The following is a 13,192-nucleotide window of genomic DNA, read 5'->3' as shown; positions in this document are numbered from 1 at the left end:
TTACATGTTATGAAAACGTAAATGTTGCTCTCTTATATAGCCATTTTAAAGGGTTTTATTACTTTTTGTTAACATATTCTTTAGCTACAAAAAGTGGTATAAACCTAGTTTTGTAACAAACAAAAACCAACTAATAATGAAACATTACTTTACCCTTTTATTATTAATAACAGTAACTTTTTTTAGTTATTCCCAAACCGGAAACGTACAAGGTGTTATTACGGACAATAATGGACTTACCGTTCCTGGAGCCACACTTGTCGTTAATTCTACTAATAAAGGTGTCGTATCTGACTTTAACGGAAAATATACCATTGTAGATATACCAGAAGGTGTGCAAACCATAACCGTAAAATATCTAGGTTATGCAGATATCACTAATGAAGTTACGGTTGTAGCTAATACAACAACTATTTTAAATTTTACCTTAAACTCTGAAGACACGGAATTAGATGAAGTACTAATTTCTGGATTTGGATTAAGTGGACAAGTAAAAGCCCTAAATACTCAAAAAAACAAGCTAAATATTACTAATATAGTTTCAACAGATCAAATAGGAAAATTCCCAGATGCTAATATTGGTGATGCAGTTAAGCGTATTCCTGGAATTACTATGAAGGTAGATCAAGGTGAAGCTAGAAATATTATTGTACGTGGTTTAGCACCACAGTTAAATTCTGTAACTTTAAACGGAAGTAGAATTCCATCTGCCGAAGGCGATAACAGAGAGATTCAAATGGATTTAATTCCATCGGACATGATTCAAACCATAGAAGTTAATAAAGCGGTAACGCCAGATATGGATGCCGATGCCCTTGGTGGTTCTGTAAATTTAATTACGCGTACCTCACCACAAGGCTTCCGTTTGTCTGCAACAGCGGGTTCTGGTGTAAATTCTATTACAGGAAAACGTATTTTAAACGGTCAGTTTTTACTGGGTGATAGAAGCGAAAACGGAAAATTTGGTTGGATGGTGTCTGCATCTATCAACGATAACGATTTTGGTAGTGATAACTTTGAAGCCGAATGGACTGACGAGTTCGAGTACAATAATGGCGACGAAGATAATTTAGAAGAAGTTGATGTTAATCCATACACTAACGTTTTCGAAATTAGACAATATTTAGTACAACGTATTCGTAGAAGTTTCTCGGCAAATGTAGATTATAAATTTAACGAAAATAACAGTGTTTATTTTAAGTCCATTTACAACTGGAGAGACGATCGCGAAAATCGTTTTGTGTTAGAGCACGAAATTCTTGATGGTGAAGATATTGAAGCTGGAGATTTTACAGTAGATGGCAACGGAAACTTAACTATGTTTCCTGTTGAAGCTAAACGCGAAACAAAAGCAGGTATCGATAACAACCGTAACAAAAACACACGTTTAGAAGACCAACGTATGTCTAACTTTAGCATAGGCGGAAATCATTTAGCTAATACTTTACAAATAGATTGGATGGCATCTTATGCAAAAGCTTCAGAAGAGCGTTTAAACGAACGTTATTTAGTACACGAAAGCGAATATGCTATTAACTACAATAACGATTCTGAATTTCCACTTTACACGCCAGTTGATGCTAGCGATGCTGCTTACAACAATTTTGAGTTTGGTGAGTTAACCGAAGAAAACCAATACACCGAAGAAACAGATATGAACGTATTTGTAAACTTTAAATTACCTGTAAACTTGTTTAATAGTGAAGACGGATTTTTAAAGTTTGGTGTTCGTGGGCGTTTTAAAAATAAAAACAGAGATAACGATTTCACCGAATACTCTCCAGAAGATTCTGCTTTCGATTTATTAGGAACTTTACCAACTAGAGATTATACAGATTCAGACTTTTTGGCTGGAAGCGAATACCAAATTGGTAGCTTTGCAACTCCAGAATTTGTTGGAGGTTTAAATTTAGCAGATGCTTCACAATTTGAAGGTGAAGATTTAGTTGATGAATACCAAAGCGGAAACTTTGATGTAAACGAAAATGTTTTTGCCGGTTACATCATGACAAATCAGCAATTAACAAACAAGTTAAGCATTTTAGCTGGTGTTAGAATTGAAAATACAAATTTAGATTCTGAAGGTTACAGATTAACATTTATTGAAGAAGATGAAGATGCTGGTATCGACGAAGAAATTATTGTTGAAGCAGTAAGCGAAACAAACTCTTATGTTAATATTTTACCGGGTTTACATTTAAAATACGATTTAAACGACAACACTGTTTTCCGTTTCGCATGGACAAACACTTTGGCGCGTCCTAATTATGCCGATTTAATTCCAAGAGCAGAAATTATTAACGAAGATAGCGAAGTAGTATTAGGTAACCCAGATTTAGACCCAACAACATCAATGAACTTCGATGTTATGGCAGAACATTATTTTAAATCTGTTGGTATTTTATCTGGTGGTGTTTTCTATAAAAAAATAAACGATTTTATTTATACATACCAAACCGAAACTACCGACGATACTTATGGCGACGACACTACAGGTTACGAAGTGTACCAACCATTAAACGGTGATGATGCTTCGGTTTTAGGTTTCGAATTTGCTTTCCAAAGAAAACTAGATTTCTTACCTGGTTTTGCTAAAGATTTAAGCCTATATTTAAACTACACACATTTAACTTCTAATGCAAACGGAATTAGAAACGAAGATGGTGACGAGCGCGACGATTTAGGTTTGCCAAACACAGCGCCAAATATGTTTAATGCTTCTTTAGGTTATGCAAATAAAAAGTTAAGCGTACGTTTATCAAGTAACTTCTCAGATTCTTACATCGATGAAATTGGAGGAAATGCATTTGAAGATCGTTACTACGACAAACAATTTTTCTTAGATTTTAACGCAACATACGCATTTGGTAACGGCTTAAGCGCATACACAAGCTTAAATAATATTACCAACCAACCATTACGTTTTTACCAAGGTGTTAGTAGCCGTACTATGCAACGCGAGTATTACGGACAACGTTTTACAATTGGTTTAAAATACGATTTATTTAAAAAGTAAAACGATGAAAAAAGTTATATTATTTGGTGTTTTTGCAATTACATTAGTGTCTTGCGCAAACAAACTACCTGAAATTGCACCAACACTTATAACAGAAAAATTACCACACGATAGTGACGATCCTGCAATATGGATTAACAGCAAAAACATAGAGGAAAGTATTGTTTTTGGTACTGATAAAGATGTTGTTAACGGCGGTGTGTATGCCTTAGATTTAGACGGAAAAATCATAAAAGAGAAAAGCTTAACAGGTCTTAGCTATCCTAATAATGTGGATGTAGAATACGGTTTTAAACTCAACGACTCTACAAAAACCGACATTATAGTATTTTCTGAACGTGAGAAAAACCAAATAAGAGTTTACTCAGTTCCAGATATGAAACCATTGGATAATGGTGGTTTTAAAGTGTTTGAAGATGAAACTGCTGTAGAAATGAAACGACCAATGGGAGCTTCTATTTATAAGAATCCATCAACTGAAGACGTTTCTGTATTTGTGAGCAGAAAAGCTGGTCCAACGGAAGGTTATTTATACCAATACGCATTAGTTAGTGATTCTTTAGGAGTACATACAAATCTTTTAAGAAAAGTAGGAAATTTTAGTGGCACCAAAGAAATTGAGGCTATTGCTGTAGATGATGAGTTAGGTTTTCTTTATTATTCAGATGAAGGCGTCGGTGTTAGAAAATATTACGCAGACCCTGAAATGGGAAATGAAGAAATAACATTATTTGGTGGCGAATACTTTAAAGAAGATATTGAAGGTATTGCGATTGCAACCTACCCAAATGGAGAAGGTTTCCTTATCGTATCTAACCAACAAAACCACAGTTTTAACATCTTTAAAAGAAGCGATAATAGCTTTGTAAAGGAAATAAACTTAGGAACAATTGAAACTGACGGTTGTGATATTGTCACAACGAGTTTAGGAAAAAAATTCCCTAATGGTTTATTTGTATCTATGAACGATGAAAAAGACTTCTTCTTTCATGCCGTAGATTCTTTAAAGTTGAAATAATTTTTTTCAAGTTAATTTTTATCATTGGTTAAAAACCCTTTCCGTTTTTGGAAAGGGTTTTTTATTGTCATTCTAAAACACTAATAGATTTTTATTTTCGTTATTATATTGAAAACCAACCAATCTTTATGAAACGCTTAGTACTCTTTTTAAGTCTCCTTTTTCTTCTACAAAGTTGCAAATCTTCATACAGTAGAACTGAATTACTCAAAGAAAACAAAGCCTTAAAAGAACGTATTAAAAAACTTGAAACTGCTGATACTGTAAATAAAGAAGCTGCTCTTGAACTTAAAAAGATGAATGTAGTTTTCAGAGGTGTTTCTAATCCTATTTATATATCAAAACCTAATGCTGTCTCTTTTGAAGCTACTGCTTTTGGCTTGAGAAAATTAGATAGTTTGGGAAATTATATTCTGAGTCCTGGAACTGGTAAAACAGTAGACATTACAATTAAATCTAAGCTTAAAAATGGGGATTCTTTAATCGAAACAAAAACATTGAGAATTAAAGATATTTCTGCACCTATTGGCACTATAAATGGCATAGGTTGTGGAAGTAAATGTGAATTAAAATTAAAAAAAGAAGATTTAACTAATTCTGTAATAAACGCTGAAATGAAAAACTTTTTACACGATTTAGGCATGAAAGTGATTTCTTTCAAGGTTAAAATGCCTCATTTTAAAACTCTTGAAATAAATGGTAATAAAATGAATGTTAGAGCTAATGATTTATTCACTTTACTTCAGCCCAATGATTCCGTAATAATATTCGATATAAAAATTAGGCTTTCAGGTAGTTCTAGGTACCGATTAAAAGGTGTTGCACCTATAGTAATTAAAATAATAGAATAATTCTAAACAATCTCCATCTTTTTCAACAGAAAACTCGCATTCATATTTTGGCAAACCCCTTGCTTTAATTTGTAATCAAAGAACAATTCATCACTTATAATTTCGGCATCAAAATAATAGTTATTTACAGCATCTAATTCAGTTTCAATTTCTGTGAGACTTAAATCGTGTGTAGCAATAATACCTGTGGCATTTTGTTTTACTAGCTTTTCAACAAATTTTCTTGAGCCTATGGCTTTATCTGTACTATTGGTTCCTTTTAAAATTTCATCTAAAATAACAAAGTAGTTTTTATCATTTGCAATAGTATCTACCACAAATTTTAATCGCGTAAGTTCACTAAAGAAGTACGAACTATCATCGGTTAACGAATCTGTTGTTCGCATACTAGTAATAAGTTTTATAGGCTTGTATTTGCTTTGTTTGGCACAAATAGGTAAGCCAACATTAGCCATTACAATATGAAGCGCTACAGTTCTTAAAAATGTACTTTTCCCAGCCATGTTTGCTCCTGTAACTATAAAGAATTGTTCTTCTTCAAGTTTTAAGTCGCTATCTACTCGTTTTTCAGAATTTAATAGTGGATGACCCAAACCTTCTGCTAAAATAGTCACTGGTTCTTCAGTTAAAACCGGAAAGGTAAACTCTTGATGATTAAACGCATAGTTTCCAAAACTATTAAAAGCATCAAAAAAGGTAACGACTTCAAACCAATCTTCTACCTTATCGCCATATTGTTGAATCCAGTTTTCAACATGATAGCTGTTTCTAATATCTACTAAAAAATAACCATTACCAAAAATTGCTGATATTAGGTTATTTCTATTATCTAAAGCATCGAGTTTTTTTGAAAATTTTGAAAATATTTCGGAAGCTTTTAAACCTTCAGATTGTATACGTTTTTGTTTTGCTTGTAATAATTCAGATTTAAATTCAGTAGTTTCAATAGCATTAAGCAGTAATGCGTATTGTCTAAATGTGTCTTTTGCTCTTCCTGTGTATTGTGCTAATATGTTTATTTTTTTTAAATATACACCTGTAATTCCCAAACCTAATAGCAACCAATAACCAGCAATTGAAACAGGTATTATTTCAGCAATTCCCAAACCAATAAGAAGCAAAGAAGCAAAACTAAAACCTATAGTTAACCAATACTGTAGTTTTCCTAAAAAGGGTTTATAATCCTTTAACCAAGTGATAATAGAATTAGCAGAATGCTCTATGTCTACACCTTTAGCAACAGCTGTATAATTCTGCCGCCATAGAGGTAATGAGGCCAATTCTTTTATGGCTTGTTGTCTGGCTTCAATATTTGAAATATCATTAGAAAGTAAATGATCTGTTAACTTTTTAGTCCCTTCTTGTATAGCAGTTCTGTTTATAAATTGAAAGAAAGATCCTTTCCCAAATAAATCGATATCTAGGCTAAAAAAATGTTTTGGGTCTTGAAATTCTTCACCGTCTGGTCTATCATAAAAATCGCCATTTGCAATTTTTAGTTCATCTTCGTTAATTGTAATAAGGCGTTTATGAAGGTTTCTTTTAGCTTTTAAATCTGTATATCTCGATAGTAAAAACAGAAAACTTACCATACCTACAACACCAATTGCCAAGGCTAATTGCCAATTCTTAAACGTATAATAAATACCAATTGCTGTAAGAACAAAAATTGAAAGGCGTAAAATACTATACAAACTGAGTTGCTTAAAAATACGTTTAGATTCCGTTTGATTGGTTTCTAATTGTTCTTTATAAAATGTATTTGGGTTTTGCATAATACTAATTTATAGGGGAAATATAGTAAAAGTAAAAATCCCAAACATAATTATGTTTGGGATTTATATATCATTTAACGTCTTTAAATAAACAAAGACTAATTTATTATTATCCTTTTAATGTAGCGGCTAAATACTCTCTATTCATACGTGCAATATTTTCTAAAGAAATACCTTTTGGGCACTCTACTTCACAAGCACCTGTATTAGTACAGTTACCAAAGCCTTCTAAATCCATTTGAGCAACCATGTTTTTTACACGATCAGCAGCCTCTACTTGTCCTTGCGGCAATAAAGCATACTGTGATACTTTTGCACCTACAAATAACATTGCCGAAGAGTTTTTACACGTTGCTACACATGCACCACAACCAATACATGTTGCTGCATCCATAGCTTCATCTGCTGCATGTTTAGAAATAGGAATAGCGTTAGCGTCTTGAGTATTACCAGATGTGTTTACAGAAATATAGCCACCTGCTTGCTGAATACGATCAAAAGAAGATCTATCTACAACTAAATCTTTTATTACCGGAAATGCCGCTGCTCTAAATGGCTCTATTGTAATAGTATCTCCATCGTTAAACATACGCATGTGTAACTGACATGTTGTAATACCTCTATCTGGTCCGTGTGCCTCACCATTAATATACATAGAACACATACCACAGATACCTTCACGACAATCATGATCAAAAGCAACAGGCTCTTCACCTGAGTTTACTAACTGTTCATTTAAAACATCCATCATCTCTAAGAAAGACATGTGTTCTGAAATATCAGTCACTTTATAATCGACCATTTTGCCTTTATCATTAGCATCTTTTTGACGCCAAATCTTTAATGTAAGATTCATTCCTTTTCCTGACATAACTCTCTTATTTGTATGAACGTTGTTTTAATTCTATATCTTTAAATTCTAATTGTTCTTTATGAAGAACAGCATCTGCAGGTTCGCCTTTATATTCCCAAGCAGAAACAAATGCAAATTCTTCATCATTACGTTTTGCTTCTCCTTTTTGCGGTCCATCTAATTCTGCAGATTCTTCTCTAAAGTGTCCACCACAAGATTCTGATCTTGTTAATGCATCTTTAGCAAATAACTCTCCTAATTCTAAGAAATCTGCCACTCTACCTGCTTTTTCTAATTCCGGATTCATTTCATTAGCACCACCTGGTACAGAGACTTCTTTCCAAAACTCTTCTCTTATGGCTTTTATTTCTGCCATAGCTTCTGTAAGACCTTGTGCATTTCTAGACATTCCTGCTTTGTCCCACATTACTTTTCCTAACTTCTTATGGAAGTAGTCTACAGATTTTGTTCCTTTATTATTAACAAAGAAGTTAATTCTATCTGTAACTTCTTTTTCTGCTTCATCAAATTCTTTTGTGTCCGTTGGTATTTTACCAGTACGAATATCATCTGCTAAATAATCACCAATTGTATATGGTAATACAAAATAACCATCAGCTAAACCTTGCATTAAAGCAGAGGCACCAAGTCTATTAGCACCATGATCAGAGAAATTGGCTTCGCCAATACAATAACATCCAGGAATTGTAGTCATTAAATTATAATCTACCCAAATTCCTCCCATTGTATAGTGAACCGCAGGATAAATCATCATTGGTGTTTTGTATGGGTCTTGATCTACAATTTTCTCATACATTTGAAATAAGTTTCCGTATTTAGCTTCAACTATTTTCTGTCCTAATTCGTATATTTTTTCAGCAGAAGGATTAGCTATATTTTGAATTTTAGCTTGTTCTTTTCCGTAACGTTCAATGGCAGAAGCAAAATCTAAATATACAGCTTCACCTGTTTGGTTAACACCATAACCAGCATCACAACGTTCTTTTGCTGCTCTAGATGCTACATCTCGAGGTACTAAGTTACCAAATGCAGGATAACGTCTTTCTAAATAATAATCGCGTTCTTCCTCTGACAAATCGGTTGGTTTTTTACGACCTTCTCTAATTGCCAATACATCTTCCATGTTTTTTGGTACCCAAATACGCCCATCATTACGTAAGGACTCTGACATTAATGTCAGTTTAGATTGGTAATCACCAGAACGTGGAATACATGTTGGGTGAATTTGTGTATAACAAGGATTTGCGAAATACGCTCCTTTTTTATGTATTTTCCAAGCTGCAGTGGCATTAGATCCCATGGCATTTGTAGACAAGAAATATACATTTCCGTATCCACCAGAACCAATAACAACAGCATGTGCTGAGTGACGTTCTATTTCTCCTGTAACCAAGTTACGCGCAATAATTCCTCTTGCCTTACCATCTACAATAACTACATCTAGCATTTCGTGACGGTTAAACATTTCAATCTTACCACGAGCAATTTGTCTATTCATAGCAGAATAGGCGCCTAATAATAATTGCTGACCCGTTTGACCTTTAGCATAGAAAGTTCTAGAAACTAATACACCACCAAAAGAACGGTTATCTAACAATCCGCCATAATCTCGAGCAAAAGGTACACCTTGTGCCACACACTGGTCTATAATATTTGCAGAAACCTCCGCTAAACGATAAACGTTAGCTTCACGAGAACGGTAATCACCACCTTTTACAGTATCGTAAAATAATCTATAAGTAGAATCACCATCACCTTGGTAATTTTTTGCTGCATTAATACCACCTTGAGCCGCAATTGAGTGCGCTCTACGCGGAGAATCTTGATAAGCAAATGCTTTTACATTATACCCTAATTCTGCTAAAGTTGCAGCAGCAGAACCACCAGCAAGACCCGTACCAACAACAATAACATCGATATGACGCTTGTTAGCCGGATTTACTAAATCAATTTTATTTTTATATTCAGTCCATTTATCTTTTATTGGACCCTTTGGTACTTTTGAATCTAAAGCCATATTAGATATTTTTTAGTGAGTAAAGTGATGGAATAACGCTATGAAAATAAATCCTAATGGAATTAAAATCGCATAAGCTTTTCCGAATCCTTGCAACCCTTTAGTGTATTTGTTATTTGCTCCTGTAGATTGAAATGCAGAATCAAAACCGTGTAATAAGTGAAGTGCTAAAAACACAAAACCTACTATATAAAGTGCAACTCTCCAAATAGGAACAAATTTCTCTTGTAACTCATGGAAGTATCTAAACTCACCATTGTGCATTCCAGACATATCACCTAAGATATATTTCGTATTCATCTCAGGTATCCAGAAATCAATAAAGTGAATAATTAAAAATGCTAGTATAAAGCCACCACTCCAAATCATGTTTCTGCTCATCCATGTAGAATTGGCAGCACCATTATTTTTAGCGTACTTAACACCATTTGCTTTCTTGTTTTTGATTTCTAACACAAAACCCATTACAAAGTGAAAAATCACTCCGATTATTAAAATAGGTTGAATTACATATTGAATTACCCAAAATGTTCCCATAAAATGAGATATCTCGTTAAAGGTATCTGGACTAATTACAGAAAATAGGTTAATTACAAAATGTTGTAGTACAAAAATCATAAGGAAGAGTGCCGAAAGTGCCATGGCAAACTTTCTTCCTATCGACGAATTTAGAATTCCGCTCATTGTAGTTCTAATTTATTTTAGTCTAACAAAGATACAGCGCAATTAACATTTTGCCAACAAGGCTGAGTGATAATTAATTTATTTAGAATCGTTTTAATCTACAGTAATAATTACTTAATTTCAAGGCTAGTAACAATATTATCAATTTCAATTTTATAATCACCTTTTGGTAAATAATCTTTTTTATTAGCTGTTTCTTTAAAATTCAAAGTTGAATCTTCTTTAATTAAAGCCTTTTTCCCTTTCCCGTTAATCTCTAAATTATAGCCTACATAATTAAATCCTTTTACAACATTTACTGATGTATTGTACAATTCAGTACCTTTTTCTGATAGAATTCTCAAGGTTTTCACTCCTGAAACATTACTGTAAAACTTAATTGTAATTTCTGGCTCATAAGCATCAAACCATGAGCTCCAAGAACTTCCCCAACGTCGCGAATGTTTCACTGACTCTAAATCTATAAACGTAATGTCCTTAGAGGAGTCTGCCGTGTTTATAGTTTGAAGCGCCTCAATATTAGCTTTATATATACTTCTACCATGTGTGCCTACCAACAAATCTTTAGCTTCAGGTTGAATAACCATATCATGTACAGCAACATTTGGAATTCCTTTTGAAAAGGCTTCCCAAGTTTCTCCTTTATTAAATGAAACATAAGCACCATTATCGGTTCCTAGATACAATAAGTTTTCTTTTGAAGAATCCTCTCTTATTACATTCACAGGCGACGATGGAATGTTACTGCTAATATCTTTCCAAGTTTGTCCATAGTTATCACTTACATAAACATAAACTTTAAAATCGTCCCAACGATATCCATTTAAAGTGACGTAAACACGTTCTTTTTTATGCTGAGACGCAACGACTCTACTTACCCATAAATCTTTTGGTAAAGTGTTAGAAATTGTTGTCCAGCTTCCTCCAGCATTTTTGGTTACACTTACCACACCATCATCGCTTCCTGTGTAAATTAAGCCAAACTGAAATGGACTTTCACTAATCGTTGTTAAAGTTCCGTAGGCTACATTCCCTTTTTTTCCACCATTGGTTAAATCGTTACTTATAGCTTCAAAATCATCGCCTTTATTCATAGAACGCATTAGCTTATTTCCGCCTAAGTATAAAATATCTTGATTATGTGGTGACAACAATATTGGTGTTTGCCAATTAAAACGGTATGGTGTTTCACCTAAAGTGTGTTTGGGTTGAATATATTTACGCTCACCTGTTTCACGATTAATTCTGTAATAATTTCCAAACTGATAACCTGTATAAACAATGTTTGCGTCTCTGCTATCTATTTGAATTTGCATACCATCGCCACCCATTATACTTTTCCATGGATATTGACCACTTTGATGCCAGCTTTTATCCTCTTTAGAATTATTGGCACCAACCCAAACACCATTATCTTGTAGTCCACCATAAACATTATACGGTTTTTCATTATCTACATTAATAGCGTAAAATTGACCAACTGAAGCTGAGTTTAATTTAATCCAACTTTCGCCATCATCATAACTCATATTTAATCCACCATCGTTACCATTTATTAAATGGCCTTGTTTTTTAGGGTTTACCCAAAGTGCTTGGTGGTCTGCATGCACATTCTCGGCACTAATAGAAGTGAATGTTGTACCTGCATCTTTAGATTTTAAAATAGGAACTCCCATAATGTAAATCCCATTTTTATCTTGAGGGTCTACTCTTATTTCACCAAAATAATAGCCATAACTGTAGTATAAGCCATCTATATAATCATCGTGTGTTTTTTTCCAAGATTTTCCTCCGTCAGAACTTTTGTAAACCTCAGCACCTATAACTGGTGTATCAAAAAGTAATGCGTTAGCGTCTTCTAAATAATTGGCCAAATCTATTGGTTTTACGGTTCCGCTACTTACGAGTTGTTTAACGTTTGATGCTCTATATTTTTCTTGAAATCCATTTGTTTTTAAATAGGCATTTAGTTTTTTGTCTTCAAGCTTCATAAATGATTCAACACTCATGGTTTTAAAATCTTCTTTTGTTAATCCTGAAGCTTTACTTTTTTTAGATTTTGCTTTTCTATGAAATTGACTATCGTGTATTGCATAAATTGTGTTTTCATCGTACATCGCTATTCCTATTCTTCCAACGCCTTCTCCTGTTGGGAATCCGCTCTTTTTAGTTGATACTTTTGTCCAAGTATCGCCTGCATCTGTACTTTTATAAATTGCTGAATTATTTCCATTTCCTGTAAAATTCCAAGCCTTTCTATCTCTTGTCCAAGAAGTCGCAAACATGATTTTAAAATTATTAGGTGCATGTTGCACATCTATAATGCCACTCATATTGTCTACAAACAAGGTTTTAGTCCATGTTTCGCCACCATCTTTGGTTTTGTAAATTCCACGTTCTTCATTTGGCGAGTACAAATGACCTGTAACGCCTACAATAACTTCGTCAGGATTTTTTGGATTAATAAGAATGCGACCAATATGATGCGAGTCTTCTAAACCAACATTTTCCCAAGTTTTACCATTATCATTTGATTTTAAAATTCCGATACCAGCATAACTCGACCGCGAACTATTGTTTTCGCCTGTACCAACCCAAATGGTTCTGTTTTTCCAATCGACTGCAATATCGCCAACATTTTGAGTATCTGAACTATCTAAAATAGGTGTAAACGTTGTGCCATTATTTGTAGTATGCCAAACACCACCTGAAGCATAACCAACGTAAAACTCTGAAGGTTCATCCGGATTTACATCCACATCTACTACACGACCACTCATAACTGTTGGCCCAATATTTTTAAAAGGTACATTTTTAACCAATGAAGTTGCCTTCATTTTCTGTTTCTTAATCAATGCATCTTTAATGGTTTCAGCTGACGTAGCTGGCTGTTGAGCAAAGCACAAAAACGAACTTAAAATAAATGTAAACGAGAGGAATTTTGACTTAATCATTGT

General features: G+C 33.7%; 8 protein-coding genes. 3 read left to right on the top strand and 5 right to left on the bottom strand.

Annotated elements, in window-relative coordinates; genetic code table 11:
* Positions 1-136: 136 nt before the first annotated feature.
* The 3 genes from GN138_RS15500 (at position 137) to GN138_RS15490 (ending at position 4,885) form a co-directional block, all read left to right on the top strand.
* Positions 137-3,016, top strand: coding sequence for a TonB-dependent receptor (locus GN138_RS15500; protein ID WP_157364909.1), 2,880 nt, complete (start codon positions 137-139; stop codon positions 3,014-3,016).
* A 4-nt stretch (positions 3,017-3,020) separates the two neighbouring features.
* Positions 3,021-4,034, top strand: coding sequence for a phytase (locus GN138_RS15495; protein ID WP_157364908.1), 1,014 nt, complete (start codon positions 3,021-3,023; stop codon positions 4,032-4,034).
* A gap of 128 nt (positions 4,035-4,162) precedes the next feature.
* Positions 4,163-4,885 carry a GldM family protein gene (locus GN138_RS15490; protein WP_157364907.1) on the top strand — a complete coding sequence of 241 codons (723 nt, stop codon included), beginning with the start codon at positions 4,163-4,165 and terminating at the stop codon, positions 4,883-4,885.
* Between the two features lie 2 nt (positions 4,886-4,887).
* Here the strand turns inward: GN138_RS15490 and GN138_RS15485 are convergent, their stop codons facing one another.
* The 5 genes from GN138_RS15485 to GN138_RS15465 form a co-directional block, all read right to left on the bottom strand.
* Positions 4,888-6,660, bottom strand: coding sequence for a MutS-related protein (locus tag GN138_RS15485; RefSeq protein WP_157364906.1), 1,773 nt, complete (start codon positions 6,658-6,660; stop codon positions 4,888-4,890).
* A gap of 109 nt (positions 6,661-6,769) precedes the next feature.
* On the bottom strand, positions 6,770-7,516 hold the full coding sequence (locus GN138_RS15480; RefSeq protein ID WP_157364923.1) for a succinate dehydrogenase/fumarate reductase iron-sulfur subunit: 747 nt from the start codon (positions 7,514-7,516) through the stop codon (positions 6,770-6,772).
* Between the two features lie 22 nt (positions 7,517-7,538).
* A complete protein-coding gene (locus tag GN138_RS15475) occupies positions 7,539-9,551 on the bottom strand; it encodes a fumarate reductase/succinate dehydrogenase flavoprotein subunit (RefSeq protein WP_157364905.1) in 2,013 nt (670 codons plus the stop codon).
* Positions 9,552-9,563: 12 nt separating this feature from the next.
* The gene (locus GN138_RS15470) at positions 9,564-10,235 is read right to left on the bottom strand and encodes a succinate dehydrogenase cytochrome b subunit (protein WP_157364904.1); all 672 of its coding nucleotides are present in this window, start codon (positions 10,233-10,235) and stop codon (positions 9,564-9,566) included.
* Between the two features lie 110 nt (positions 10,236-10,345).
* Positions 10,346-13,189, bottom strand: a complete 2,844-nt coding sequence (locus GN138_RS15465) for a WD40/YVTN/BNR-like repeat-containing protein (protein ID WP_157364903.1) — start codon at positions 13,187-13,189, stop codon at positions 10,346-10,348.
* Between the last annotated feature and the right edge of the window lie 3 nt (positions 13,190-13,192).

Origin of the sequence: Winogradskyella endarachnes (genome assembly GCF_009741275.1) — a bacterium.
Classification (GTDB): domain Bacteria; phylum Bacteroidota; class Bacteroidia; order Flavobacteriales; family Flavobacteriaceae; genus Winogradskyella; species Winogradskyella endarachnes.
This window is presented reverse-complemented; position numbering and strand designations above follow the sequence as displayed.

What these genes read in the sequence shown, in the direction of transcription:
- GN138_RS15500 (WP_157364909.1), top strand. Translation starts at nt 137, where the DNA reads ATGAAACATTACTTTACCCTTTTATTATTAATAACAGTAACTTTTTTT.
- GN138_RS15495 (WP_157364908.1), top strand. Translation starts at nt 3,021, where the DNA reads ATGAAAAAAGTTATATTATTTGGTGTTTTTGCAATTACATTAGTGTCT.
- GN138_RS15490 (WP_157364907.1), top strand. Translation starts at nt 4,163, where the DNA reads ATGAAACGCTTAGTACTCTTTTTAAGTCTCCTTTTTCTTCTACAAAGT.
- GN138_RS15485 (WP_157364906.1), bottom strand. Translation starts at nt 6,660, where the DNA reads ATGCAAAACCCAAATACATTTTATAAAGAACAATTAGAAACCAATCAA.
- GN138_RS15480 (WP_157364923.1), bottom strand. Translation starts at nt 7,516, where the DNA reads ATGAATCTTACATTAAAGATTTGGCGTCAAAAAGATGCTAATGATAAA.
- GN138_RS15475 (WP_157364905.1), bottom strand. Translation starts at nt 9,551, where the DNA reads ATGGCTTTAGATTCAAAAGTACCAAAGGGTCCAATAAAAGATAAATGG.
- GN138_RS15470 (WP_157364904.1), bottom strand. Translation starts at nt 10,235, where the DNA reads ATGAGCGGAATTCTAAATTCGTCGATAGGAAGAAAGTTTGCCATGGCA.
- GN138_RS15465 (WP_157364903.1), bottom strand. Translation starts at nt 13,189, where the DNA reads ATGATTAAGTCAAAATTCCTCTCGTTTACATTTATTTTAAGTTCGTTT.